This window comes from Mixta sp. (assembly GCF_024610815.1).
Taxonomy (GTDB): Bacteria; Pseudomonadota; Gammaproteobacteria; order Enterobacterales; family Enterobacteriaceae; genus Mixta; species Mixta calida.
On the sequence record NZ_JANION010000064.1, the window covers coordinates 1 to 26,618 of the forward strand.

26 protein-coding genes are annotated in these 26,618 nt (G+C 54.0%); 23 read left to right on the plus strand and 3 right to left on the minus strand.

What is annotated here, in order from left to right; genetic code table 11:
* Window positions 1-288 precede the first annotated feature (288 nt).
* From atpI to glmS, 11 genes are all read left to right on the plus strand, one after another.
* A complete protein-coding gene (gene atpI / locus MYY08_RS03965; RefSeq protein WP_038629262.1) occupies window positions 289-672 on the plus strand; it encodes a F0F1 ATP synthase subunit I in 384 nt (127 codons plus the stop codon).
* Window positions 673-680: 8 nt separating this feature from the next.
* The gene (gene atpB / locus MYY08_RS03970) at window positions 681-1,499 is read left to right on the plus strand and encodes a F0F1 ATP synthase subunit A (RefSeq protein ID WP_038629264.1); all 819 of its coding nucleotides are present in this window, start codon (window positions 681-683) and stop codon (window positions 1,497-1,499) included.
* Window positions 1,500-1,548: 49 nt separating this feature from the next.
* A complete protein-coding gene (gene atpE / locus MYY08_RS03975) occupies window positions 1,549-1,791 on the plus strand; it encodes a F0F1 ATP synthase subunit C (RefSeq protein ID WP_038629267.1) in 243 nt (80 codons plus the stop codon).
* A 119-nt stretch (window positions 1,792-1,910) separates the two neighbouring features.
* On the plus strand, window positions 1,911-2,381 hold the full coding sequence (atpF, locus tag MYY08_RS03980; protein ID WP_038629270.1) for a F0F1 ATP synthase subunit B: 471 nt from the start codon (window positions 1,911-1,913) through the stop codon (window positions 2,379-2,381).
* A 14-nt stretch (window positions 2,382-2,395) separates the two neighbouring features.
* On the plus strand, window positions 2,396-2,929 hold the full coding sequence (atpH, locus tag MYY08_RS03985) for a F0F1 ATP synthase subunit delta (RefSeq protein ID WP_038629272.1): 534 nt from the start codon (window positions 2,396-2,398) through the stop codon (window positions 2,927-2,929).
* 14 nt (window positions 2,930-2,943) lie between these two features.
* Window positions 2,944-4,485 carry a F0F1 ATP synthase subunit alpha gene (gene atpA / locus MYY08_RS03990; protein WP_038629274.1) on the plus strand — a complete coding sequence of 514 codons (1,542 nt, stop codon included), beginning with the start codon at window positions 2,944-2,946 and terminating at the stop codon, window positions 4,483-4,485.
* 52 nt (window positions 4,486-4,537) lie between these two features.
* Window positions 4,538-5,404, plus strand: a complete 867-nt coding sequence (atpG, locus tag MYY08_RS03995) for a F0F1 ATP synthase subunit gamma (RefSeq protein WP_038629276.1) — start codon at window positions 4,538-4,540, stop codon at window positions 5,402-5,404.
* A gap of 119 nt (window positions 5,405-5,523) precedes the next feature.
* Window positions 5,524-6,921: a F0F1 ATP synthase subunit beta gene (gene atpD / locus MYY08_RS04000; RefSeq protein WP_084970082.1), complete on the plus strand. Its 1,398-nt coding sequence runs from the start codon at window positions 5,524-5,526 to the stop codon at window positions 6,919-6,921.
* A gap of 127 nt (window positions 6,922-7,048) precedes the next feature.
* Entirely contained in the window at window positions 7,049-7,468 is a 420-nt protein-coding gene (locus MYY08_RS04005) for a F0F1 ATP synthase subunit epsilon (protein ID WP_038629281.1), read from the plus strand.
* Window positions 7,469-7,726: 258 nt separating this feature from the next.
* Entirely contained in the window at window positions 7,727-9,097 is a 1,371-nt protein-coding gene (glmU, locus tag MYY08_RS04010; protein WP_038629283.1) for a bifunctional UDP-N-acetylglucosamine diphosphorylase/glucosamine-1-phosphate N-acetyltransferase GlmU, read from the plus strand.
* Between the two features lie 231 nt (window positions 9,098-9,328).
* Window positions 9,329-11,158: a glutamine--fructose-6-phosphate transaminase (isomerizing) gene (glmS, locus tag MYY08_RS04015; RefSeq protein ID WP_038629285.1), complete on the plus strand. Its 1,830-nt coding sequence runs from the start codon at window positions 9,329-9,331 to the stop codon at window positions 11,156-11,158.
* A 144-nt stretch (window positions 11,159-11,302) separates the two neighbouring features.
* Here glmS and MYY08_RS04020 read toward each other — a convergent pair whose 3' ends face one another.
* Window positions 11,303-11,536: a hypothetical protein gene (locus tag MYY08_RS04020; RefSeq protein ID WP_038629287.1), complete on the minus strand. Its 234-nt coding sequence runs from the start codon at window positions 11,534-11,536 to the stop codon at window positions 11,303-11,305.
* Between the two features lie 160 nt (window positions 11,537-11,696).
* Here MYY08_RS04020 and pstS point away from each other — a divergent pair, with 160 nt between their 5' ends.
* From pstS to phoU, 5 genes are all read left to right on the plus strand, one after another.
* On the plus strand, window positions 11,697-12,740 hold the full coding sequence (gene pstS, locus MYY08_RS04025) for a phosphate ABC transporter substrate-binding protein PstS (protein ID WP_038629289.1): 1,044 nt from the start codon (window positions 11,697-11,699) through the stop codon (window positions 12,738-12,740).
* A 102-nt stretch (window positions 12,741-12,842) separates the two neighbouring features.
* Window positions 12,843-13,805 (plus strand): phosphate ABC transporter permease PstC, encoded by a 963-nt coding sequence (gene pstC / locus MYY08_RS04030; protein WP_038629291.1) that lies wholly within the window; start codon window positions 12,843-12,845, stop codon window positions 13,803-13,805.
* Complete coding sequence (pstA, locus tag MYY08_RS04035) at window positions 13,802-14,689, plus strand: phosphate ABC transporter permease PstA (RefSeq protein ID WP_038629293.1); 888 nt, start codon at window positions 13,802-13,804, stop codon at window positions 14,687-14,689. Before pstC ends, pstA begins: the two co-directional genes overlap by 4 nt.
* Before the next feature lie 47 nt (window positions 14,690-14,736).
* The gene (gene pstB / locus MYY08_RS04040; RefSeq protein WP_038629296.1) at window positions 14,737-15,504 is read left to right on the plus strand and encodes a phosphate ABC transporter ATP-binding protein PstB; all 768 of its coding nucleotides are present in this window, start codon (window positions 14,737-14,739) and stop codon (window positions 15,502-15,504) included.
* A gap of 12 nt (window positions 15,505-15,516) precedes the next feature.
* A complete protein-coding gene (phoU, locus tag MYY08_RS04045) occupies window positions 15,517-16,251 on the plus strand; it encodes a phosphate signaling complex protein PhoU (protein ID WP_038629298.1) in 735 nt (244 codons plus the stop codon).
* A gap of 83 nt (window positions 16,252-16,334) precedes the next feature.
* Here the strand turns inward: phoU and yieH are convergent, their stop codons facing one another.
* Complete coding sequence (gene yieH, locus MYY08_RS04050) at window positions 16,335-16,997, minus strand: 6-phosphogluconate phosphatase (protein ID WP_084970078.1); 663 nt, start codon at window positions 16,995-16,997, stop codon at window positions 16,335-16,337.
* A 174-nt stretch (window positions 16,998-17,171) separates the two neighbouring features.
* On the opposite strand from yieH, the gene MYY08_RS04055 reads away from it, so the two are divergent.
* Window positions 17,172-18,485, plus strand: coding sequence for an NCS2 family permease (locus MYY08_RS04055; RefSeq protein WP_084970077.1), 1,314 nt, complete (start codon window positions 17,172-17,174; stop codon window positions 18,483-18,485).
* On the opposite strand, the gene MYY08_RS04060 is transcribed toward MYY08_RS04055, so the two are convergent.
* Entirely contained in the window at window positions 18,469-19,245 is a 777-nt protein-coding gene (locus MYY08_RS04060) for a 4'-phosphopantetheinyl transferase family protein (RefSeq protein WP_288013339.1), read from the minus strand. The genes MYY08_RS04055 and MYY08_RS04060 overlap by 17 nt on opposite strands.
* Window positions 19,246-19,698: 453 nt before the next feature.
* Here MYY08_RS04060 and MYY08_RS04065 point away from each other — a divergent pair, with 453 nt between their 5' ends.
* The 6 genes from MYY08_RS04065 to MYY08_RS04090 all read left to right on the plus strand — a co-directional run bounded on the left by MYY08_RS04065 (window position 19,699) and on the right by MYY08_RS04090 (window position 26,523).
* A complete protein-coding gene (locus MYY08_RS04065) occupies window positions 19,699-19,851 on the plus strand; it encodes a hypothetical protein (protein WP_288013341.1) in 153 nt (50 codons plus the stop codon).
* A 624-nt stretch (window positions 19,852-20,475) separates the two neighbouring features.
* Complete coding sequence (locus tag MYY08_RS04070) at window positions 20,476-21,117, plus strand: LuxR C-terminal-related transcriptional regulator (RefSeq protein ID WP_052133977.1); 642 nt, start codon at window positions 20,476-20,478, stop codon at window positions 21,115-21,117.
* A 32-nt stretch (window positions 21,118-21,149) separates the two neighbouring features.
* The gene (locus MYY08_RS04075; protein WP_288013345.1) at window positions 21,150-22,517 is read left to right on the plus strand and encodes a TolC family outer membrane protein; all 1,368 of its coding nucleotides are present in this window, start codon (window positions 21,150-21,152) and stop codon (window positions 22,515-22,517) included.
* A gap of 3 nt (window positions 22,518-22,520) precedes the next feature.
* On the plus strand, window positions 22,521-23,780 hold the full coding sequence (locus MYY08_RS04080; RefSeq protein ID WP_038629305.1) for an HlyD family secretion protein: 1,260 nt from the start codon (window positions 22,521-22,523) through the stop codon (window positions 23,778-23,780).
* Between the two features lie 41 nt (window positions 23,781-23,821).
* Entirely contained in the window at window positions 23,822-25,972 is a 2,151-nt protein-coding gene (locus MYY08_RS04085) for a peptidase domain-containing ABC transporter (RefSeq protein WP_038629308.1), read from the plus strand.
* Between the two features lie 236 nt (window positions 25,973-26,208).
* Window positions 26,209-26,523 carry a hypothetical protein gene (locus tag MYY08_RS04090; protein ID WP_038629310.1) on the plus strand — a complete coding sequence of 105 codons (315 nt, stop codon included), beginning with the start codon at window positions 26,209-26,211 and terminating at the stop codon, window positions 26,521-26,523.
* Window positions 26,524-26,618 lie beyond the last annotated feature (95 nt).

Genomic DNA, 26,618 nt, shown 5'->3' on the forward strand with positions numbered 1-26,618 from the left:
CGATATATCAGCAGGATATTAACGAATTGTGATCTATCGCACGCTTTATGAGCACAAAGTTGACGGAATTGTTGTATCAGGCTTCCGGTTACCTTCGTCAACGAGTTTTAAAAAATAGGGCTGTCGAAAGAAATTTAAATAATTGTTCACCTTTTCGCTACTTATCGATTGAAATCGCAGGTGCGGCCCGTATAATTTGCTCGTTTTTTGCTGCTTGACTCAAAAGAGCAAAGGCAGTTTTATACGACACGCGACATACCTCGATCGGGGCAGGAGAGTTTCAGCGTCATGTCAGTGTCTCTTTACAGTGTGAAATTAGCCCGGACCGTGCTGCTGTGGCAGCTGGCGACTTTGCTCGTTATCGGCGCGCTCTGTTTTGCCCTTAAAGATATCAGCTGGGGCGCATCTGCCATCGCAGGTGGACTGGCAGCCTGGCTGCCAAACGTGTTGTTCGTGATTTTGGCCTGGCGCCTGGGCGCGCAAGCACCTGCTAAAGGGCGTATTGCCTGGAGCTTCGCGCTCGGCGAAGCGCTGAAAGTGTTTGTCACCATTGTTTTGCTCATTCTGGCGCTGGGCGTGCTTGATGCGGTGTTCGTGCCGGTCGGGCTGACCTGGTTATCGGTGCTGGTGGTTCAGATTGTGGCACCGGCTGTAATTAACAACAAAGGGTAAGAGGCATCATGGCTGCAGGAGAAATCTCTACTCCGCAAGATTACATAGGTCACCACCTGAACAACCTTCAGTTGGACCTGCGTACTTTCGAGCTGGTGAATCCGCACGACGCTCCGGCGACGTTTTGGGTATTAAATATTGATTCCATGTTTTTCTCCGTGGTGCTGGGTCTGATTTTCCTGGTGCTGTTCCGTAAAGTGGCCAACAGCGTCACCAGCGGCGTTCCGGGGAAATTACAGGCAGCTATTGAGCTGGTGGTCGGCTTCGTTGACGGAAACGTCCGCGATATGTACCACGGTAAAAGCAAACTTATCGCCCCGCTGGCGCTGACCATTTTCGTCTGGGTCTTCCTGATGAACTTTATGGATCTGCTGCCAATCGATTTTCTGCCATATATCGGTGAGCATGTCTTTGGTCTGCCTGCGCTGCGCGTTGTGCCGTCCGCTGACGTTAACGTTACGCTCTCCATGGCGCTGGGCGTCTTTATTTTGATTCTGTTCTACAGCTTCAAAATGAAAGGTGTTGGTGGTTTCGCTAAAGAGCTTACCCTGCAACCCTTTAATCATCCGCTGTTCATTCCTATCAACCTGATTCTGGAAGGCGTGAGCCTGCTGTCCAAACCGGTTTCTCTCGGTCTGCGACTGTTCGGCAACATGTATGCGGGTGAACTGATCTTTATCCTGATTGCGGGTCTGTTGCCGTGGTGGTCACAGTGGGTTCTGAGTGTGCCTTGGGCCATTTTCCACATCCTGATCATTTCGCTGCAGGCTTTCATTTTCATGGTCTTGACGATTGTCTATCTGTCGATGGCATCCGAAGAACATTGATTTTTTATTCACACTACTGCGTTTTAACTGAAACAAACTGGAGACTGTCATGGAAAACCTGAATATGGATCTGCTGTACATGGCTGCCGCTGTGATGATGGGCCTGGCGGCAATCGGTGCTGCGATCGGTATCGGCATCCTCGGAGGTAAATTCCTGGAAGGCGCCGCGCGTCAACCGGATCTGATCCCTCTGCTGCGTACGCAGTTCTTTGTTGTTATGGGTCTGGTGGATGCTATCCCGATGATCGCTGTAGGTCTGGGTCTGTACGTGATGTTTGCCGTCGCAGGTTAAGCGACAAGGCCAAACAAGAGTTCATCGGCCTGACGTGGTAAACGTCAGACGATGAGCGGATTCTGCGGGTTGTCTTCGATAACGGCAGAGTAAGTTAACTTAACGAGAGGCATTGTGCTGTGAACCTTAACGCAACAATCCTCGGCCAGGCCATCGCGTTCGTCCTGTTTGTCCTGTTCTGCATGAAGTACGTATGGCCGCCGATTATGGCTGCCATCGAAAAGCGCCAGAAAGAAGTCGCTGAAGGCCTTGCTTCTGCAGAACGCGCCAAAAAAGATTTGGATCTCGCACAGGCAACTGCGACCGACCAGCTGAAAAAAGCGAAAGAAGAAGCTCAGGTCATCATCGAGCAGGCGAACAAACGCCGCGCTCAGATCCTGGACGAAGTGAAAGCTGAAGCTGAGCAGGAACGTAACAAGATCGTGGCACAGGCGCAGGCGGAAATTGAAGCCGAGCGTAAACGTGCGCGTGAAGAGTTGCGTAAGCAAGTCGCGATGCTGGCTGTGGCCGGCGCCGAGAAAATCATCGAACGTTCCGTGGATGAAGCTGCTAACAGCGACATCGTAGATAAACTGGTCGCTGAACTGTAAGGAGGGAGGGGCTGATGTCTGAACTGATTACTGTAGCTCGCCCCTACGCCAAAGCAGCTTTTGACTTTGCCGTTGAGCATCAAAGCATCGACCGTTGGCAGCAAATGCTGACGTTCGCTGCAGAAGTCGCTCGCAACGAACAGATGGCCGAATTGGTTTCCGGCGCGTTGGCGCCGGAAACCTTATCTGCCTCGTTCATCGCAGTCTGTGGTGACCAACTCGACGAAGCAGGTCAGAACCTTATCAAGGTTATGGCGGAAAACGGACGTTTGTCCGCGCTGCCGGCAGTACTGGAGCAATACATTCAACTGCGTGACGCCTGGGAGGCAACCGCTGAAGTTGATGTCATCTCTGCCAGTGCGCTGAGCGACGAGCAGCTGACGAAAATCAGCGCCGCAATGGAAAAGCGTCTGTCACGCAAAGTTAAGCTGAATTGCAAAATCGATAAGTCTGTAATGGCAGGCGTTATCATCCAGGCGGGTGATATGGTCATTGATGGTAGCGTACGCGGCCGTCTTGAACGTCTCGCAGACGTCTTGCAGTCTTAAGGGGACTGGAGCATATGCAACTGAATTCCACCGAAATCAGCGAACTGATCAAGCAGCGCATTGCTCAGTTCAATGTCGTGAGCGAAGCTCACAATGAAGGTACTATCGTTTCCGTCAGCGACGGCATCATCCGCGTACACGGCCTGGCCGATGTGATGCAGGGTGAGATGATCGCGCTGCCGGGCAACCGCTACGCTATCGCCCTGAACCTGGAGCGCGACTCCGTAGGTGCGGTGGTGATGGGTCCGTATGCTGACCTCGCCGAAGGCATGAAAGTGAAATGCACCGGCCGTATCCTGGAAGTTCCGGTTGGCCGCGGCCTGCTGGGCCGCGTAGTGAACACCCTGGGTGAAGCTATCGACGGTAAAGGTCCGGTTGAGCATGACGGTTTCTCTCCGGTTGAAGTTATCGCGCCGGGCGTTATCGATCGTCAATCCGTTGATGAGCCGGTTCAGACGGGCTACAAATCTGTCGATGCGATGATTCCAATCGGTCGCGGCCAGCGTGAGCTGATCATCGGCGACCGTCAGACCGGTAAAACCGCTCTGGCTATCGACGCCATCATCAACCAGCGCGACTCCGGCATCAAATGCGTATACGTCGCTATCGGCCAGAAAGCGTCTACCATCGCTAACGTGGTGCGCAAGCTGGAAGAGCATGGCGCGCTGGCGAACACCATCGTCGTGGTGGCGTCCGCTTCTGAATCCGCTGCGCTGCAATACCTGGCGCCGTACGCCGGCTGCGCGATGGGCGAATACTTCCGCGACCGCGGCGAAGACGCGCTGATCGTATACGATGACCTGTCCAAACAGGCCGTTGCTTACCGTCAGATTTCTCTGCTGCTGCGCCGTCCGCCGGGCCGTGAAGCGTTTCCTGGCGACGTGTTCTATCTCCACTCTCGCCTGCTGGAGCGCGCCTCCCGCGTAAACGCTGAATATGTTGAAGCGTTTACCAAAGGTGAAGTGAAAGGTAAAACCGGCTCACTGACCGCCCTGCCGATCATCGAAACGCAGGCGGGTGACGTTTCCGCGTTCGTTCCGACCAACGTAATCTCGATTACCGATGGTCAGATCTTCCTGGAATCTAACCTGTTCAACTCCGGCATCCGTCCGGCCGTTAACCCGGGTATCTCCGTATCCCGTGTTGGTGGCGCCGCACAGACCAAGATCGTGAAAAAACTGTCCGGCGGCATCCGTACTGCGCTGGCGCAGTATCGTGAACTGGCTGCGTTCTCTCAGTTCGCTTCCGACCTGGACGACGCGACCCGCAAGCAGCTGAGCCACGGTCAGAAAGTGACTGAGCTGCTGAAGCAGAAACAGTATGCGCCGATGTCCGTCGCCCAACAGGGTCTGGTGCTGTTCGCTGCCGAACGTGGTTACCTGAACGACGTCGAGCTGGCGAAAATCGGTAGCTTCGAAGCTGCGCTGCTGGCGTATGCCGATCGCGAACACGCTGAGCTGATGCAGGAAATCAACCAAACTGGTAACTACAACAACGAAATCGAAGAGAAGCTGAAAGGCCTCCTCGAAACGTTTAAAGCAACCCAGTCCTGGTAATGTCTGGCGGCTTGTCTGAAAAGGCAGGCCGCAAGGCTTTGAGGAGAAGCTAATGGCCGGCGCAAAAGAGATACGTAACAAGATTGGAAGCGTAAAAAATACGCAGAAAATCACTAAAGCGATGGAAATGGTCGCCGCCTCCAAAATGCGTAAAACGCAGGAACGCATGGCGGCCAGCCGTCCGTATGCAGATACCATGCGCAAAGTGATTGGTCACATTGCGCTGGGTAATCTGGAATACAAGCACCCTTACCTGGAAGAGCGCGACGTTAAGCGCGTCGGCTATTTGGTCGTTTCTACCGACCGCGGGCTTTGTGGTGGTTTGAACATTAACCTGTTCAAAAAATTGCTGGCAGAGATGAAAACCTGGTCCGACAAAGGCGTTCAGAGCGATCTGGCGATTATCGGTTCCAAGGGGCTGGCTTTCTTCGGTTCTGTAGGCGGCAACGTCGTGGCGCAGGTTACCGGCATGGGAGATAACCCTTCCCTGTCCGAACTGATCGGCCCGGTGAAGGTCATGCTGCAGGCGTATGACGAAGGTCGTCTCGACAAGCTGTATGTGGTCAGCAACAAATTTAACAACACCATGTCCCAGACTCCAACTATCACCCAACTGCTGCCGTTACCGCCAGCGGAAGGGGAAGAAGAGTTGAAGAGAAAAACCTGGGATTACCTGTACGAACCTGATCCGAAATCGCTGCTGGACACCCTGCTGCGTCGTTATGTCGAATCTCAGGTTTATCAGGGTGTTGTGGAAAACCTGGCCAGCGAACAGGCCGCGCGTATGGTGGCGATGAAAGCGGCGACCGACAACGGCGGCAACCTGATCAAAGAGCTGCAGTTGGTTTACAACAAGGCTCGTCAGGCCAGCATCACCCAGGAACTTACCGAGATCGTCTCGGGGGCCTCCGCGGTTTAACCAGGTATACCCTGTCATTGTCGCGGCAGCCTGAGGCTAATCGCCGCCAGCAGCGCCGCTAAGCGTTACGCGCTTAGACAATGACGATGGGTAGAAACGAATTAGGTAGAGGATTCAAGATGGCAACTGGAAAGATTGTCCAGATCATCGGCGCCGTAGTTGACGTCGAGTTCCCTCAGGACGCTGTACCGCAGGTGTACAACGCCCTTGAGGTTAAAAATGGTGATGCGCGTCTGGTGCTGGAAGTGCAGCAGCAGCTGGGCGGCGGCGTAGTACGTACCATCGCAATGGGTACGTCTGACGGCCTGAAGCGTGGCCTGGAAGTGACCGACCTTAAAAAGCCGATTCAGGTGCCGGTAGGTAAAGCTACCCTGGGCCGTATCATGAACGTGCTGGGTGAGCCGATCGACATGAAAGGCGAGCTGAAAGAAGAAGACGGCAGCGCAGTAGAGATCGCCTCTATTCACCGCGCGGCGCCTTCTTACGAAGATCAGTCCAACTCCCAGGAACTGCTGGAAACCGGCATCAAGGTTATCGACCTGATGTGTCCGTTCGCCAAGGGCGGTAAAGTCGGTCTGTTCGGCGGCGCGGGCGTTGGTAAAACCGTAAACATGATGGAGCTGATCCGTAACATCGCGGCTGAGCACTCAGGTTACTCGGTATTCGCCGGTGTGGGCGAGCGTACTCGTGAGGGTAACGACTTCTACCACGAAATGACCGACTCCAACGTAATCGACAAAGTTGCGCTGGTCTACGGCCAGATGAACGAGCCGCCGGGCAACCGTCTGCGCGTGGCGCTGACCGGCCTGACCATGGCGGAAAAATTCCGTGATGAAGGCCGCGACGTACTGCTGTTCATCGATAACATCTACCGTTACACCCTGGCCGGTACCGAAGTCTCCGCGCTGCTGGGTCGTATGCCGTCCGCAGTAGGCTATCAGCCGACGCTGGCGGAAGAGATGGGCGTGCTGCAGGAGCGTATTACCTCCACCAAGACCGGTTCAATCACCTCCGTACAGGCCGTATACGTCCCTGCGGATGACTTGACTGACCCGTCTCCGGCGACCACCTTCGCCCACCTCGACTCAACCGTTACGCTGAGCCGTCAGATCGCGTCTCTGGGTATCTACCCGGCCGTTGACCCGCTGGACTCCACCAGCCGTCAGCTGGACCCGCTGGTTGTTGGTCAGGAGCACTACGACACCGCGCGTGGCGTGCAGTCTATTCTGCAGCGTTACCAGGAACTGAAAGACATCATCGCCATCCTGGGTATGGACGAACTGTCTGAAGACGACAAACTGCTGGTGGCGCGTGCCCGTAAGATTCAGCGCTTCCTGTCTCAGCCGTTCTTCGTGGCAGAAGTATTCACCGGTTCTCCGGGCAAATACGTTCCGCTGAAAGACACCATCCGTGGCTTTAAAGGCATTATGGAAGGTGAATTCGACCACCTGCCAGAGCAGGCCTTCTACATGGTTGGCGCCATCGAAGAAGCCGTGGAAAAAGCGAAGAAACTGTAATTATTTCCCCTGAGTCCCTCAGGCTGCGGCGCCTTCATTCCGGATCGTCTGTTTTAACCGGCGATTCGGGAAAGCGGGACAGCTGGCGACCTGAAGGATAAGGGGGCGGTTTTCCGGGAGGTTAACTATGGCTATGACTTATCACCTGGATGTTGTCAGCGCGGAACAGCAAATGTTCAGCGGCCTGGTGCAGAAAATTCAGGTGTCCGGCAGCGAAGGCGAGCTGGGGATTTTCCCTGGCCACACGCCGCTGCTGACCGCCATTAAGCCTGGTATGGTGCGTATCGTTAAACAGCACGGCGAAGAAGAGTTTATTTATCTCTCTGGCGGCGTGCTGGAAGTTCAGCCGGGTTCGGTTACCGTTCTGGCTGATACGGCGATTCGCGGTACCGACCTTGATGAAGCGCGCGCGCTGGAAGCGAAACGCAAAGCGGAAGAGCATATCAACAAAGCCCATGGAGATGTGGACTATGCTCAGGCTTCAGCCGAACTGGCGAAAGCCATCGCGAAGCTGCGCGTCATCGAACTGACCAAGAAAGCGATGTAATCAGGCTTAACAGCAGTTCATCATGCCAGCCCTAACGGGCTGGCATTTTTTATCTCCTCCGCCCTCTCCCCTTCTTGCTGCACAGCTAAAATTAAGCCGTTGAAAAGCGCCTTTTTTTGTTGGATTTATCGCCAGACTCAATGCATTCTTTGCGACAACGATTCACCGAAAGCCGGTTAATTTTGTTATGAGAAAAATGTAGTAATCTCGCAGCGAAACCGTTTAACTTTCAACTGTAAAAATTTAATCAGGATAGCCATGTCTAATAGCGCAATGAGCGTGGTGATCCTTGCCGCCGGCAAGGGAACCCGCATGTATTCCGATCTTCCTAAAGTCCTGCACGCTCTGGCAGGAAAGCCTATGGTTCAACACGTTATTGATGCGGCGAAGGGGCTTGGCGCGCGCGCAATCAACCTCGTTTACGGCCACGGCGGCGAGCTGCTGAAGGCAGCGCTGCGCGACGATGCGCTGAACTGGGTCTTACAGGCTGAACAGTTAGGGACAGGACATGCGATGCAGCAGGCTGCGCCCTTCTTTGCCGATGATGAAGATATCCTGATGCTGTACGGCGACGTGCCGCTCATCACCGTGGACACGCTGGCGCGGCTGCGTACGGCGAAGCCGCAGGGCGGCATCGGCCTGCTGACGGTCACGCTGGACAATCCCACCGGCTACGGCCGCATCGTGCGTGAAAATGGCCTGGTAACCGGCATCGTCGAGCAGAAAGACGCTTCGCCGCAACAGCTGGCGATTCAGGAGATTAACACCGGCATCCTGGTGGCCAACGGCGGCGATCTGAAACGCTGGCTGAGCCAGCTGAACAACAACAATGCGCAGGGCGAATATTACATTACCGATATCATCGCGCTTGCCTGGGCGGAAGGCCGTCGCATCGAAACCGTACAGCCGACGCGCATTAGCGAAACCGAAGGCGTGAATAACCGCCTGCAACTGGCGACGCTTGAGCGTATTTATCAGGCCGAGCAGGCGGAGAAGCTTCTGCTGGCGGGCGTTATGTTGCGCGATCCGGCCCGTTTCGATCTGCGCGGCGAGTTGCAGCATGGCCGCGACGTCGAAATCGACAGCAACGTTATCCTTGAAGGTCGCGTCACGCTGGGCAGTAACGTGAAGATCGGCGCGGGCTGCGTAATTAAAAACAGCTTTATCGGCGACGGTTGCGAAATCAGCCCCTACAGCGTGATTGAAGATGCCGAACTGGCCGCAGACTGCACCGTCGGCCCCTTTGCGCGTTTACGTCCGGGCAGCCAGCTTGGCGAAGCGGCGCACGTCGGCAATTTCGTGGAAATGAAAAAGGCGATGCTGGGCAAAGGCTCGAAAGCGGGTCATCTCAGCTATCTGGGCGACGCGGAGATCGGCTCCGGGGTCAATATCGGCGCCGGCACCATTACCTGCAACTATGACGGCGCCAATAAATCGAAAACGATTATCGGCGATGACGTCTTTGTTGGCTCCGATACGCAGCTGGTGGCGCCGGTCACGGTCGCCAGCGGCGCCACCATTGCCGCCGGCACCACCATCATGAAAGATGTGACCGCTGGCGAGCTGGTTTATAACCGTAAAGAACAGATTCAGAAGCCGGGCTGGCAACGCCCGGTAAAGAAAAAATAAAAAAACGCTAAATCATTCAGGTTGCATGAAGGCAGCAATGCTGTGCATTGCCGGACGCTTACTCAGGTAAGCGTCCGGCGTGAGCGAGCAAAGCCAACGCACAGGCAGCCTGAAGTATGAGGCGTATATAACCCCGCTCTCTACAAGGCTCAGGGGAACCGACAACGTCGGATCATCAGGTCAGATGACAACGCAAATGGCGCATGAGCGCCATGAGTCAGGAATAAAACTATGTGTGGAATTGTTGGCGCGGTAGCGCAACGTGATATCGCGGAGATACTGCTGGAAGGTTTGCGCCGTCTGGAGTATCGCGGCTATGACTCCGCCGGCCTGGCGGTGGTGGATCGACAAGGGCACGTTACTCGCCTGCGTCGCGTAGGCAAGGTGCAAAAGCTGGCTGAAGCTGCGGAGCAGCATCCGCTGATCGGCGGCACCGGTATCGCTCATACCCGTTGGGCCACTCACGGCGAGCCTTCCGAAGCGAATGCGCACCCGCATATCTCTGAACATATTGTCATCGTACATAACGGCATCATTGAAAACCATGAGCCGCTGCGTGAGCTGATGATCGAGCGGGGTTACCGCTTCGCGTCCGAAACCGATACGGAAGTGGTCGCGCATCTGGTGCACTGGGAGCAGAAACAGGGCGGCAGCCTGCGTGAAGTGGTCCAGCGCGTGATCCCTCAGCTGCGCGGCGCTTACGGCATGGTGATTATGGACAGCCGCGATCCGTCGCTGCTGGTGGCTGCGCGTTCAGGCAGCCCGCTGGTGATCGGCTGCGGCGTCGGCGAAAACTTTATCGCCTCCGATCAGCTGGCGCTGTTGCCGGTGACCCGTCGCTTTATCTACCTGGAAGAAGGCGATATCGCTGAGGTCACGCGTCGTGAGATCACTATCGTCGACCGCGCAGGCGTCGCGGTGAAACGCAACGAGATCGAATCTAACGTGCAGTATGACGCAGGTGACAAAGGCGTTTACCGTCACTATATGCAGAAAGAGATCTACGAGCAGCCCAACGCGATCAAAAACACCCTGAGCGGACGCTTCAGCCACGGCGAGGTCGATCTCTCCGAGCTGGGTGCGGGCGCGAACGACCTGCTGAGCCGGGTTGAACATATCCAGATTATCGCCTGCGGCACCTCCTATAATTCCGGCATGGTGGCGCGTTACTGGTTTGAGTCGCTGGCGAACGTGCCGTGCGACGTCGAGATCGCCTCTGAATTTCGCTACCGCAAATCGGCGGTGCGTAAAAATAGCCTGTTGATTACTCTGTCGCAGTCCGGTGAAACCGCTGATACGCTGGCGGCGCTGCGCCTGTCGAAAGAGCTGGGCTATCTGGGCTCGCTGGCCATCTGCAACGTGGCGGGTTCGTCGCTGGTGCGTGAATCCGATCTGGCGCTCATGACTAAGGCTGGCACGGAAATCGGCGTGGCTTCGACCAAAGCTTTCACCACCCAGCTCACCGTACTGCTGATGCTGGTGGCGAAAATTGGTCGTCTGAAAGGCGCGGACGCGCAGGTTGAACAGGATATCGTTCACGCGCTGCAGGCGTTGCCGAGCCGTATCGAGCAGATGCTGGCGCAGGATAAGATGATTGAAGCGCTGGCGGAAGATTTCTCCGACAAGCATCATGCGCTGTTCCTGGGCCGTGGCGATCAGTATCCGATCGCGATGGAAGGCGCGCTGAAGCTGAAAGAGATCTCTTACATTCATGCGGAGGCCTACGCGGCGGGCGAGCTGAAGCACGGCCCGCTGGCGCTGATCGATGCCGATATGCCGGTCATCGTCGTGGCGCCGAACAACGAGCTGCTGGAAAAACTGAAGTCCAACATCGAAGAGGTGCGCGCGCGCGGTGGTCTGCTGTATGTGTTCGCCGATAGCGATGCGGGCTTTGCCGACAGCGAAGGCATGAAGATTATTTCTTTGCCGCATGTGGAAGAGGTTATCGCACCCATCTTCTACACTGTGCCGCTACAGCTGCTCTCTTACCACGTCGCGCTGATTAAAGGCACCGACGTGGACCAGCCGCGCAACCTGGCGAAATCGGTAACGGTAGAGTAACCGCAAACGGTAAGGTTGCAGCACAATGCGTTAATCCCATCAGCAACGGGATTAACGCGTTATTTTTATTTATCTTTCCGTTTAACGTCTCTGTTTCTCTTTTAAGATCGTTGATTTACTGGGTTTTCATCGATAATTCGGAAGTCATTTCACTTTGCTGTTTTCAAGCCGTTCTGTTTTTCGCTTTATCTCTTTTAAGTGCTGGCCTGAAAAAGCACTTTTTCCTGTTTCTGTTTGGTTCGGTGTTTTGTACAGGGTTGCGAAGGGGTGATCGTTGTCATTACCAGTAGTCTCGTAAACTACGCTATCTTCCGCCTGTAACGAAGCAGCCGTGTTCAGCAGTAGGCCGCAGGCGATAATCTTAAATGCGCTTTTCATCCCTCTTTTTCCCTAAGAAAACTTAAAAGCGGGTGCTGTCATATAACTGTCATATTTCTTACATCCCGCTGTCACCAAACTGTCCTATTTTCCCTCCAGCAGCAATACTCATTCTTACTAAAACGGCATATAACCTGACTTTTACTCCCCCGGAGGGAATATGACACTGATGCGTAGCACCGTAGCCAAACTTGTTGCCGCCACCCTTTCCCTGAGCGCGGTTTCTGCATTCGCAGCCACCGATCTGACAGGCGCTGGTGGTACCTTCCCGGCTCCGGTTTATGCCAAGTGGGCAGCAGATTATCAGCAAGCGACCGGCAGTAAAATCAACTACCAGGGGATTGGTTCTTCCGGCGGCGTGAAGCAAATCATTGCGAAAACGGTTGATTTTGGTGCGTCCGATGCGCCCATGAAAGATGAAGATCTGCAGAAAAACGGCCTGTTCCAGTTCCCGACCGTGATTGGCGGCGTGGTGCTGGCGGTAAACCTGCCTGGCGTGCAATCCGGTCAGCTGACACTGGACGGACAGACCGTTGGCGATATCTACCTGGGCAAAATCAAAAAGTGGAATGACCCGGCGATCGCCAAACTGAACCCTGGACTGAAGCTACCGGAAACCAATATCGCGGTCGTGCGTCGCGCTGACGGTTCAGGCACCTCATTCGTCTTTACCAGCTACCTCTCTAAAGTGAATCAGGAGTGGAGCGAGAAAGTCGGCAAAGGCAATACCGTAAACTGGCCGACCGGTCTGGGCGGTAAAGGCAACGACGGCATCGCCGCCTTCGTTCAGCGTCTGCCTGGCTCCATCGGCTATGTAGAATACGCCTACGCCAAGCAGAACAAGCTGAGCTACACCAAACTGATCGATGCCGATGGTCAGCCGGTCTCTCCGACGGAGGAAACCTTTAGCAATGCGGCGAAAGGCGCTGACTGGAGCAAATCCTACGCGCAGGATCTGACCAATCAGAAAGGAAAAGACGCGTGGCCGATCACCACCACCACCTTCATCCTGATGTACAAGAACCAGACCAACGCGGAAAAAGGTGCTGAAGTGCTGAAATTCTTCGACTGGGCTTATAAAGACGGCGATAAGACGGCGACCAGCCTGGATTATGCAACGCTGCCGGATGAGGTTGTTGAGCAGATCCGCTCTGACTGGAAAGCGCAGATTAAAGACAGCTCCGGTAAGGCGCTGTACCAGTAATGATTTAACGGTGTACGCACCGTCGCAGGGGCCGGCTGAACCGGCCCGCAGTATCCGGGCGGCTGAATGCCGCCCCTGTGAATTTCTTCTGTCGAGACTTTTATGGCTGAATCCAGGCCGACATTTAAGGCCCCAGGAAAACAAGGTGACATTATTTTTGGCGCGCTGGTCAAACTGGCTGCGCTGATCGTGCTTTTGTTGCTTGGCGGCATCATTATCTCCCTGCTCTTCTCCTCCTGGCCCAGCATCGAGAAATTCGGTTTCTCTTTCCTGTGGAATAAAGAGTGGGATGCCCCGAATGAAAACTTTGGCGCGCTGGTGCCCATCTACGGCACCGTCGTGACCTCCCTGATCGCACTGCTGATCGCCGTACCGGTCAGCTTCGGCATCGCGCTGTTCCTGACCGAGCTGGCGCCAGGCTGGCTGCGCCGCCCGCTGGGCGTGGCGATCGAACTGTTGGCGGCGATTCCCAGCATCGTGTACGGCATGTGGGGACTGTTTGTCTTCGCGCCTTTGTTCGCTGAATATTTTCAGACGCCGGTGGGCAACGTGCTCTCCAGCATTCCTTTCGTCGGTGCCCTGTTTGAAGGCCCGGCGTTTGGCATCGGCATCCTCGCGGCGGGCGTGATTCTGGCGATCATGATCATTCCCTATATCGCTTCGGTAATGCGCGACGTGTTCGAGCAGACGCCGGTGATGATGAAAGAGTCTGCTTACGGCATCGGCTGCACCACATGGGAAGTCATCTGGCGCATCGTGCTGCCCTTCACCAAGAACGGCGTGATCGGCGGCGTGATGCTCGGTCTGGGACGTGCGCTAGGCGAAACCATGGCGGTGACCTTTATTATCGGTAACACCTATCAGCTCGACAGCGTATCGCTCTATATGCCGGGCAACAGTATCACCTCCGCGCTGGCGAATGAGTTTGCCGAGGCGGAATCAGGCGTGCATGTCGCCGCGCTAATGGAGCTGGGGCTGATCCTGTTTGTCATCACCTTTATCGTGCTGGCGATTTCCAAGCTGATGATTTTACGACTGGCGAAAAGTGAAGGGGCGCGCTCATGACTACACTCGATCTGCATGCCCGCGCCGAGTTGCAGGCGTCACGCCGCAAAATGCAGGCGCGTCGCAGCATCCGTAACAAAATTGCCCTGACGCTGTCGATGCTGACGATGGCGTTCGGCCTGTTCTGGCTGGTGTGGATTCTGTTCACCACCATTACGCGTGGTGTCGACGGCTTTTCGCTGGCGCTGTTTACTGAAATGACGCCGCCGCCGAATACCGCTGGCGGCGGGCTGGCTAACGCCATCGCCGGCAGCGGCCTGCTGATCCTCTGGGCGACGCTGTTCGGCACCCCGCTGGGCATTATGGCTGGGATCTACCTGGCGGAGTATGGCCGCAAATCCTGGCTGGCCGAAGTGATCCGTTTTATTAACGATATCCTGCTGTCGGCGCCGTCCATTGTCGTCGGGCTGTTCGTTTACACCCTGGTCGTCGCGCAGATGCAGCACTTTTCCGGCTGGGCGGGCGTGATCGCGCTGGCGCTGCTGCAGGTGCCCATCGTGATTCGCACCACGGAAAATATGCTAAAGCTGGTGCCGGACAGCCTGCGTGAAGCAGCCTACGCGCTGGGTACGCCGAAATGGAAAATGATCTCCGCCATTACGCTGAAAGCGTCGGTATCCGGGATTATCACCGGCGTCCTGCTGGCCATAGCGCGTATCGCCGGCGAGACCGCCCCGCTGCTGTTTACCTCGCTGTCGAACCAGTTCTGGAGCACCGACATGATGCAGCCGCTGGCCAACCTGCCGGTCACCATCTTTAAGTTCGCCATGAGCCCTTTCGCCGAATGGCAAAGTCTGGCCTGGGCTGGCGTTCTGTTAATCACGCTGTGCGTCCTGTTGCTGAACATTCTGGCGCGTGTGATTTTTGCCAAATCGAAACATTAATTCACCGTGACGCGACAGCGGCGCGGCGTTAAGAGAAAGAGAAAACTATGGTTAATCAGTCATCCGGCAAAATTCAGGTTCGCGATCTGAACTTTTACTACGGTAAATTCCATGCGCTGAAAAACATCAATCTGGATATTGCCAAAAACCAGGTCACCGCCTTTATCGGACCGTCCGGCTGCGGTAAATCTACCCTGCTGCGCACCTTCAATAAGATGTTTTCGCTTTACCCGGAGCAGCGCGCCGAGGGTGAGATTCTGCTGGATGGCGAAAATATTCTTACCGAGTCGCAGGATATCGCGCTGCTGCGCGCCCGCGTCGGCATGGTGTTTCAGAAGCCGACGCCGTTCCCGATGTCGATTTACGACAATATCGCCTTCGGCGTACGCCTGTTTGAAAAGCTTCCGCGCGCGGAGATGGATGAGCGCGTACAGTGGGCGCTGAGTAAAGCGGCGCTGTGGAATGAAACCAAAGACAAGCTGCATCAGAGCGGTTACAGTCTCTCCGGCGGCCAGCAGCAGCGACTCTGCATCGCGCGCGGTATCGCCATTCGCCCGGAAGTACTGCTGCTGGACGAGCCCTGCTCAGCGCTGGACCCGATCTCTACCGGTCGTATCGAAGAGCTGATCACCGAGCTGAAGCAGGATTACACCGTGGTGATCGTGACGCACAATATGCAGCAGGCGGCGCGCTGTTCCGACCATACCGCCTTTATGTATCTGGGCGAGCTGATCGAGTTCAGCGACACTGACACCCTGTTTACGAAGCCGCATCAGAAGCAGACTGAAGACTACATTACTGGCCGTTATGGTTAACTGGAGACCTGTATGGATAATTTAAACCTGAACAAACATATCTCCGGCCAGTTTAACGCTGAGCTTGAACATATTCGCACCCAGGTGATGATCATGGGCGGGCTGGTGGAGCAGCAGCTCACCGACGCCATCACTGCGATGCATAATCAGGATGGCGAGCGGGCGTTGCGCGTGATCGATGGCGATCAGAAGGTCAACATGATGGAAGTGGAGATCGATGAAGCCTGCGTGCGCATTATTGCCAAGCGGCAGCCGACCGCCAGCGATCTGCGCCTGGTCATGGCGATCATCAAAACCATTTCCGAGCTGGAGCGCATCGGCGATGTAGCGGAGAAGATCAGCCGCACGGCGCTGGAGAAGTTTGGTCAACAGCATCAGCCGCTGCTGGTCAGCCTGGAATCGCTGGGCCACCATACTATTCAGATGCTGCATGACGTGCTGGACGCCTTCGCGCGCATGGATTTAAGCGCGGCGATTGAGATTTACCGCGAAGATAAAAAAGTCGACCAGGAGTATGAGGGCATCGTGCGCCAGCTGATGACCTATATGATGGAAGATCCGCGTACTATTCCCAGCGTGCTGACCGCGCTGTTCTGCGCGCGCGCCATCGAGCGTATCGGCGATCGCTGTCAGAATATCTGCGAGATTATTTTCTATTTCGTCAAAGGTCAGGATTTCCGCCACGTCGGCGGCGACCGGCTGGACAAGCTGTTGGCGGGCGACGAAAACGGCAGCAGCCCGGCCTGATTTCCCATTAAGCGGCTCATCCTCAACCGCGCGCCTTTTACCGCGCGGTTGAGCTTTCCCTTCTCTTCCGACCAATAATCCCCTTAACGCGTCAGCGACCAACCGCGCTCGCGCCACAGCGCGGGCAGCTGCGCCAGATCGTCGAAAGGCGTCACCAGCGGATGATCGATAGGCCGATTATGGGCGTCGGCGCAGTAGTAAAATACCGGGATGCCCGCCGCGATGCCAGCGTTGGCGCCCGCTTCGGAGTCATCGATCAACGCGCAGCGCTCAATTGGCACCTGCATCTGCTGCGCCGCGTGAAACATCAGCTGCGGGTCCGGCTTCCAGTGGCCGATATCGTAGCCGCTGTACAACCGATCATCAAAAAAGGAGAGCATATCGGTCAGTCCCAACGAATGCTGCATCTTCGGCACGGTGCCGTTGGAGACCACGCACATCGGCACGCAGATCCGTTCCAGTAGCGCTCTTGCGCCCGGAATAGGTTGCAGATGCGCATTAAAAAGATGCGCCACCTGTTGACGATATTCCCGCTCAATCTCCTCTACCGGCGCATTCAGCGGATGCTGGCGACGGACATCAGCGATAATGTCGTAGAGCTTGACGCCCTTATACTTTTCAAACATCTCCTGTAGCGACAGTTCAGCGCCGTAGCGGGCGAAGGTATCGACATAGGCCTGGGTACAAAGGCGTTCGCTGTCCACCAGCGTCCCGTCGCAGTCAAAAAACAGACATTCAATGCTCATTTATACGTCATCCTTAATGATATTACTTGCTCCACTTTAACCGACTGCGCGCAGAATGCGACCCGTTCAGCGGTGATTTAAGGCAAACCGCAACCGTTTGCGAAAAATCAGTGTACTGTTGAGCCAAAATCGCTAGCATACGCTGCGACCTCTTTTCCCGTTCGGATGTAACACATGACTAAACAAGGCTTATTACAGCGGCTGTTCCGACTTGAGGAACATGGCACGACGGTGCGAACCGAAGTGATTGCCGGTTTTACCACTTTCCTGACGATGGTTTACATCGTCTTTGTAAACCCGCAGATCCTCGGCGCCGCCGGCATGAATACGCAGGCCGTTTTCGTGACGACCTGCCTGATCGCCGCGCTGGGCAGCATTCTGATGGGGGTTATCGCCAACCTGCCGGTAGCACTGGCGCCGGCGATGGGGCTGAATGCCTTTTTCGCTTTCGTCGTGGTGGGCGCGATGGGCTATTCATGGCAGGTCGGCATGGGGGCCATTTTCTGGGGCGCGACGGGCCTGCTGCTGCTGACGCTGTTCCGCGTGCGCTACTGGATGATCGCCAATATCCCGCTTAGCCTGCGTACCGGCATCACCGCCGGGATCGGGTTGTTTATCGCGCTGATGGGGCTGAAAAACGCCGGTATTATCGTGGGCAATGAGGCCACGCTGGTGACGGTGGGCGATTTGACGTCGCATAGCGTACTGCTGGGGGCGCTGGGCTTCTTTATTATCGCGGTGCTGGCTTCACGCAACGTCCATGCGGCCGTGCTGATCTCAATTGTGGTGACCACGCTGGCCGGTCTGATGCTGGGCGATGTGAAATACAGCGGCATCTTCTCCGCGCCGCCTTCTGTCGGCTCCGTTATCGGGCAGGTCGATCTGGGCGGCGCGTTAAATATCAGCATGGCGGGCGTAATTTTCTCTTTTATGCTGGTTAACCTGTTCGACTCCTCCGGCACACTGATCGGCGTGACAGATAAAGCGGGCCTGGCGGATAAAGACGGCAAATTCCCGCGTATGAAGCAGGCGTTGCTGGTTGACAGCGTCAGCTCTGTGGCTGGCGCCGCTATCGGCACCTCGTCGGTGACCGCTTACATCGAAAGCTCTTCCGGCGTTTCCGTCGGCGGACGCACCGGTTTGATGGCAGTGGTGACCGGCATTCTGTTCCTGCTGGTGATGTTCCTGTCGCCGCTGGCATCAATGGTGCCCGGCTACGCCGCAGCGGGCGCGCTGATTTATGTTGGCGTGCTGATGACTTCCAGCCTGGCGCGCGTGAAATGGGACGATCTCACCGAGGCGGTGCCAGCGTTCGTGACGGCGGCGATGATGCCGTTTAGCTTCTCAATTACCGAAGGCATTGCCCTGGGCTTTATCGCTTACTGCGTAATGAAGGCGGGTACGGGACGCTGGCGTGAAATCAGTCCCTGCGTAGTCGTAGTGGCGCTGCTGTTCGTACTGAAAATCGCTTTTATCGATTCCCACTGATCTCCATACGGCTGCAGCCCTGGCGCTGCAGCTGCCTTTCCAGCGGCATGCTGGTCAGCCGTAGCATTTGCTGCTCCATATTCGTTTTATTCAACTCAATATCTCGCAGCGCGTTCCAGTTATGGGCGTCGTCGATTTCCCACAGGCGCAGACGGCTGGTGGTGGGAGAAAGCGCGCATGACCAGATCAGCAGCGGTTCGACATCGCACACCGCCTGTACGTCGGGAAAAACTTGTGAGCGCAGGCGGCCTGAGGCGGGATGAAGTTGCAGAGAGCTGCCGCCATCGCTGTTTTCACCGGTTAATTTGAGGATGCTCTGGCGCAGCGTCCAGATTTGCGTAATCGCTTCCAGCGGGTCCTGCTGCGCATTGATCCAGGCCTTTTCGCCCGAAGAAAGGTGCTGCAGATGGTGTTCCACTGTTTGACGGCTGTGCGCGCGCACCATTTCCATATCCAGCCCGGCGCGGCTCTGTTCTTCCGCCAGCAGCACGCCAATAACATTACCGGCATAGGCAATGCTGAAATCAGGCAGATCGGGATCGATAAAACAGGGACGGCCATTAACGGTGGTGGTTAATCCCGGCAGCTGCGGCATTCCATACACGCGCAGCATCAGTTCGGCCAGCAACATGCGCGCCGCCAGATAACGGCTTCGACGTTTTTCGCTGAGAAAGTGGGCTTTTTCTACAACTTCTGCAGGAATACGATGAACGTCCGCCCGATTTTGGGCAAGCGTCCAGCGTACAAAATGACTTGCCATCTGTCGCTCCGTGAAAATGGTCGGATAATCATCAATGCTATTGTAAGAATTTTCTGAAGCGTTTGCATCCGGCTTTATCCTTAGCCAGGCGCTTTTCAGAATAGGTTTAAATTTGCCTTTTTAAAAGCGTCCGGAGTGCAGCACCTGTTGAAATCGTTGTTCAGGCCAGGCTGCAGACATCTTTAAAAGAGAGGCGCGGTAGCCGCGGATAAAGTTTTTCGGGTACGCCATAGACCGGCTTAACCAGCACATTCACCTGTCAGGGCTATCGGCAAAAAAGCTGGTTAATCTGCTCAGTATCAAAACCGAACGTTGGGCTCGTGTCCAGCCACTGCGTGTGACCAGGAGCAGGTAGTCCGCCTGCAGGCTACCGTTGCGAAACGCGGTCTCGTTGGCTACGGCCGGACTGCTAACCCGCCGCGCGCATCTGCTCAGGGAAGCCGCAGCGGTAATGTGTCACAGAAACGGCTGTCTGAAACCATCACCACCGTAACCGTAACCGTAACCGTAACCGTAACCGGCACCAGCACCAGCACCAGCATGATTGTTTCCACATTGCCGCGGAAAGCGCTGGCAGCAGGGTTTCTTTTCTTTGCGCACTGGTGATAAAGATGAAGCGGTCGCTGGCATTTACCGCCTGCTTATCTGAGCATGGTGTAAAGCGCATCGAAAAGGATTTCCTGCGATAGCAGGTGGGCGGCGACAAGAAACTTTAAACCAAACGTTAATGATAGAATGAAAATAAAACACACACGGCGATCGTGTGGCCGGACATATATTTATGACAGCTTAAGATTGGTCTTTAATTATATTCAAGAATTGTCTTATAAACTCATTTTTCCCGACGTTACGGGGTAGATTAATCTGATGAAATCTGTTTTGTGAACGTCGTTAATAGTTTTAACATTAAGTTATTTTACCTCTTTAATGGGAAGGGGTGATAGCGGCTTTTTAATATTTTTACAATGAAAAACAATGGGTTATTGTGTTTTGTAGCGGTAGTAAAATATCCTGCTTGATGAGTAATAATAATGGATTCTTTACTTTTATTCATTATTGACCTTAGCGGAAACATGGGTTGTTAATAAGGTAAGAAGCTATTAGAATCGCTCAGAAGTTATTTCTTAAGAAGAAAAGAATCATGATTTCGGCAATCGATGTTAGCGGTATTTAGCATCGTCCATAAGGAGCTGGTCTTAACGGCTGGGTAAAGGAGAAGGATATCTCAATATGTTGGACATTAACTTGACTATATCGGATAAATATCCTGCCATTCAGTATTTTCTTTACGATTATATCAGGGAGGAATTGGGTTGTAATATTATCTCCGATTTTTCTTTAAATGTAGGCGGTAATAATATTTCTGCCAGCAGCCACAAGATAGACGCCATTATTACGGATCTGTCTTACTGCAATGATGACCGACAGTTCTATGGCATAGGCAAAATCCGTGCTATTCAACGCGCCATTCCGGGTGCAAAAGTAATACTGTATGTTGAATACGATAACTTACCTATTTTGAAAAAAGCCATCAGCTACGGCGCCGATGCGATTATCAGCAAATACGATTCCGTAAGCGAAATAAAAAAAGCGTTAACTGAAATTTTTGTCAAAAATCACAACGGTGTTTACCTGTCAAAATTTATTAATAACATTGTTAAGAATGAAGTTGAAAAAAACGATCGTTTAACAGCCAAAGAGTGGGAGATTATTCGTCTTTATTCGATGGGGCTTTCCCTTTCCAATATTGCCAAAAAGCAAAATCGCGCTGTGAGTACTGTCGCCACGCAAAAATATAACGCTATGAAAAAGCTTAATGTAAGTAATAACAGTGAGCTAATTCAATACGCATGTATGAATAATATTATTTGATTTTGCATTCTTATCAGAAAAGGATTTTGGTAATGAATCTTCGGAAATTCAACGCTGTTACGGCATGCGTTTGCGTCGCGCTGTGCATAACGTCTCAAAGCGCCAGCGGTGTCAATTTGCAGGAAGCGGTACTGGCGGCCAGCCTGTATGACAGCGAAATTCAAGCTGCACGGCATGCGCAAAAAGCCGACAGTCAAAAAAATGTCCAGGGTTTCGCCGGCCTGCTACCGACAATCAGCCTGAATGCGGCGTACAACAAACAGGATCAGCCGAAAGCCTATTACGCCTCCGGCGTCACGCGTCACAACTTCAGCGTAAACCTGATGCAGCCGCTGTTCGATATCTCTAAATATGCCGCCTGGAAACGGGGTGAAGCAATTGCAGATTATGCCGACATCACCCTGATGCAGGCGGAGCAAAATCTGATCGCCAACGTCTCTGAAGCCTATTTCCGGGTGATATATCAACGGGAAGTGCTCAATAGCGCCCTGAACGCCAAAGCCGCTTACAGCAGACAGCTAAGTCAGACGCAGGTGGCGCTCAGAGTGGGCGAAGGCACCCGTCTGGAGCGGGACGAAGCGCAGGCTAACTATGATAAGGCCGTGGCGGATGAAATTGCCGCCCGCAATGCGCTCGAAGAAGCCAGCATGGTGTTTTCGCGTCTTACCAACCTGAATCCGGATGAAGTCCAGCCGGTCAATATGTCCTGCCTGATCCGTGCGCCGCTTCCTCGTGATGACAAGGCGCTGCAAATGAAGGCGATGCAAAATAATCTCAACGTGCGCGCCGCGCTTTTCCAGCTGGCGCAGGCGAAAGCCGATGTGATTGCCGCTCATGGTGCGCATTTGCCGGTCGTCACGCTTCAGGCTGGCTATGGGACTAACTGGAGCCGTTCGGAAAGCAACAATATTTTTGACACGCTGATGGGCAGCACCTCTAAAACGCGTAACAGCACTATCGGTGTGAATGTCTCGGTGCCGTTGTTCTCCGGCGGCGCGCAAATCTCTCAGTCGATTGAGGCCACGCAGCGCCGCGAGCAGGGTAAAGACCTGCTGGAGGATGCGCGGCGCAAAGCACGTCAGGAGACGCAGTCGGCCTGGCTGAAGCTGAAAAATGGCCAGAGTCAATATCTGGCTGAAGAGAAAGCGCTCACGTCGGCAAAAAATAAAGTGAATTCGACCACCTATGGCCGGAAAGTGGGTTTAAGAACCATTATTGATGAGTTAAATGCGGAACAGGGCTATTACAGAACGCTACAGGAAATGGCCAAGGTTCAGTATGACTATTTAAACGCCAGGTTAAAACTTTCGATGGAATTAGGTGAGTTGGACTATTCAGTATTAGCGCAATTTCACTGTCCCGACGATCAACGTTACCCATTAGCGCAAAAAGGAAGTTAATTAATGAGTGAATCTTTATTTCGCCAGGAAGCGTTAGAGGCGAATAAAACCTCTATGATCGGCACCGTGGCTTTATATTGCCCGCCTTATCGGTGGCTGATTATTTCCCTGGTAGGGATTATAGCGATCGCGGTCGCCGCTTTCTTCACCTTCGGCACCTATACCAAGCGGGAAACCGCCATCGGGCAGCTAATGCCGGCGAAAGGGATTATGAATGTCGCTTCCATGGCGGCCGGTACTGTAATTGATATTAACGTCGAAGAGGGGCAGCAGGTTAAAAAAGGCGACGCTATCGCCACGGTTTCTTCCGAAGTCTTTACGGCGTTGGGCCAAACCCGTGAAAAAGTGGCCCAGCAGCTGCAGCTGCAACGTGAACGCCTGCGGATCGATCTCGAAGATCAGGAAAAGCTGTTCGCCGAAGCGATAAAAGGGCTTCAGGAGCGCGAAAGGTTGCTCAGTTCGCAGCTGCAACAGCTTGAAGTACAGCAAAATCAGCGCACCCGTCAGGCTAGCCTGGCGCGTCGTCAGCTGAAAAAGCTGAACCTGATGCGCGAAGAAGGCTATGCCTCTAACAGTCAGGTGGAGCAACAGGAAGCAGCGGTCATTGATGCCGACGCGCGCATGCAGGATATCGCGCGTCAGCGTATTGATATCGATCAACAGCTGGCGCAGACACGCCAACAGCTGCGTGAGCTGCCGATAAACAACCGCAATAAACAAAACGACATTGAGCGGCGCCTTTCCGAGCTGGAGCAGTCTATGGCGGAAAACGAATCCCGACGCTCCATCGTTTTGCGCGCGCCGATAGATGGCCTGGTGGGATCTGTAATGGCTAAAACCGGCCAAATGGTGAGCGCGGGCCAGACGTTATTTTCCGTTCTGCCTGATGAAGGGCACCTGCAGGCGCGCATTATGGTCAGCAGCCGGGCCATCGGCTTTATCAAACCCGGACAGAAAGTCGTGCTGCGCTATCAGGCTTTCCCTTTCCAGAAGTTCGGTCAGCAATATGGCAAGGTGGTGGAAGTTTCGCGCGTCGCGCTTTCACCGCAGGAAGTGGCCACGCTTACCGGCAATAACAATGTCCAGGAGCAACATTACCGAGTGGTCGTCGCGCTGGATAAACAGGATATCAATGTCTATGGCCATCAGGAAAAGCTCCGCCCCGGCAGCGCGCTGGAAGCGGACTTCCTTATCGATACCCGGCACCTTTACGAATGGGTGTTGGAACCGCTCTATGCGCTAGGGCAGCGGGCGAGCAATTAATTGAACCGGCCATGAATTAACGACAGGGAGTTGTTTTATCTATGAAGTTTTTAGAAGCATTGAATTTTGGCTGGCGACGTAAACTGCCTGTCATGCAGCAGACCCAGGCGACGGAATGCGGTCTCACCTGCGTCGGGATGATCGCTAACTATTTCGGTCACAGCATCGACATGGTTACGCTGCGTAAGCGATTCCCTACCTCGCTGAAAGGCGCGACGCTGGCGGATGTTATGCTTATCGCGCATCAGATGGGCATGGCGGGGCGCGCGCTACGCCTGGAGCTTGATGAGTTGGGCAAACTGCGCCGTCCCTGTATTTTGCACTGGGAAATGAACCACTTCGTGGTGCTGAAAAGCGTTTCGAAGGACAAGATAACCATTCATGACCCGGCTCGGGGCAAGCGTGACGTTCCCATGGACGAGGTTTCGCGCAGTTTTACCGGCGTCGCGCTGGAGCTGTTGCCGGGTGCGACCTTTACCCAGGTGCAGGAAAAGCAGTCGATTTCCATGCTAAAGCTGATCGGCAACGTGACCGGCATTCGGGCCGCCTTTACGCAGGTCATGATTTTGTCGATCGCGCTGGAGCTGTTCGGGATTCTGATGCCTTTCTACATGCAGTGGGTCATGGATCAGGTGCTGGTGTCGGCCGACTACGATTTGCTGACGCTGTTGGGCAGCGGCTTTATTATCGTGACGTTATTGAATGTTTCGATATCCGCGCTGCGCTCCTGGGTTACCACCTGGTTTTCCAGCCTGCTTAGCGTACAGTGGACGGCGAACGTCTGTTCCCATCTGCTCGGCCTGCCGATGTCCTATTTTGAATCGCGGCACGTTGGCGACGTACTGTCGCGTTTCGGATCGATTGGCACGATTCAAAGCACGCTCACCGGGCGCTTTATCAGTTCTATTCTGGACGGCGTCATGGCGATCGTCACGCTGGGTATGCTGTTCATTTACAACATGAAGCTTGCATGGCTGGTCATCGCGCTGCTGGTGGCCTACGTCCTCATTCGCTGGATCTCTTTTCGCCCTTTCCGTCAGGCGAATGAAGATCAGATCACCGCATCGGCGCGCGCGCAGTCGCAGCTGCTGGAGTCTATTCGCGGCGTTCAGGCGGTTAAGCTGAATAACAAGCAGGAGATCCGCGTCGCTACCTACGCTAATGCGTTGGTGGAAAGCACTAATAAAGGCGTGGCGATCCAGCGCCTGTCGATAGGATTCAGCTCTGTGCAAGGCGCTATTTCCGGCGTCGGGCGCATTGTTCTGATATGGATGGCCGCCCTGCAGGTGCTGGAAGGCAACTTCACCAGCGGGATGATGGTCGCCTTTATCAGCTTCTCCGATCAGTTTATTGGTCGTGCTTCTGGGCTGGTCGATGCGGTTATTGATTTCACCATGCTGCGCCTGCATGGCGAGCGTCTGGCTGACATTGTATTAACCGAGCAGGAAGAAGATATGGAAACCCTGCTACCTGCAGTTCCGCATAGTGGCAACGCGGCGCCTTCGCTGACGATTAAAAATCTCTGTTTTCGCTATGGTGAAACGGAACCTTACGTCATACAAAACTGCAATATCTCCATCGCAGCCGGTGAATCTGTCGCTATTATTGGCCCTTCCGGACAAGGGAAAACCACGCTTGCCAAGCTGATGATGGGCTTACTGAAGGCGGAATCCGGCAGCATAGAGATTGATGGCATAGATATTAAAAAGCTGGGGATGCGCCACTATCGCGATCGCATTGGCTGCGTAATGCAGGATGATATTCTATTTGCCGGTTCTATAGCCGACAATATTTGTTTCTTTGATGCTATGCCCGATCAGGAGCAAATTGAGAATGTCGCCAGAATGGCGCAGATACATGACGATATTACCGCGATGCCGATGGGCTACCATAGTCTGGTAGGTGATATGGGTTCTTCATTATCCGGAGGGCAGATACAGCGCGTGTTACTGGCCAGGGCGCTCTACCGTAAGCCGGATCTGCTTATTCTGGATGAAGCCTCAAGCCATCTGGATGTTGAACGCGAGCGCAGTATTAATGCAGAAATAAGAAATATGCCCGTAACCAGAATAATAATAGCCCACCGACCTGAAACAATTTTAAGTGCCGACAGGATCATATTGCTGCACAAAGGCGGCGCAACGGAAATGGATAAAAGCCAATATAACATTTTGACTAAAAAGGAAAGCTAAAAGGTATATAGCGGGCGGCTACAGGGTTGCCTGCTATTAAGGAATGGTTTTTTAGGGAAAATGTTTTTTCCTAAAAACAAAAGCAAAAGTATTTTAGTTAGGGTACAAGTAATTAATAATGGATTGTTTACTATTGTTGAAATAAGATCCATTGTTTAATATTTGGTTACCAGTTATTACTGGCGTAATAGTGTATTTTTGATTGTGAATTTAACCAGAATTTAAAAGGAACTTTTATGCGGCAGTTAACCGTAATGGAAATTAATGAAGTCTCAGGCGGCGATTTTTGGAGCGGCCTCGGCGCAATGGTTATCGGTGGTATGACCGGCTTTATGGCTGGCATACTTAAAGGCGCAACTATTGGTGGTAATGCTGGCGGTATTCTGGGCGTGGGTATTATTGGCGCTCTGGGCGGCGTTGTGATTGTTGGACTCGCTGGCATGCTTGAGGGTGGTCTTTATGGTTTAGTAAATGACTGGGACAAGACACTGGAGTGGTTTAATAACACTGCGGAACAATTCTTTGACCTGGTTTCTCCGCTGCCGAAATAAGAAAAACTTCCCTTAAAATATCTTTAATCCAGTTAAAGATATGCGTGTGGGTTGAATCAGAGGGACCCTTCTGTATGCGGGTCCCCCTTTTAGCC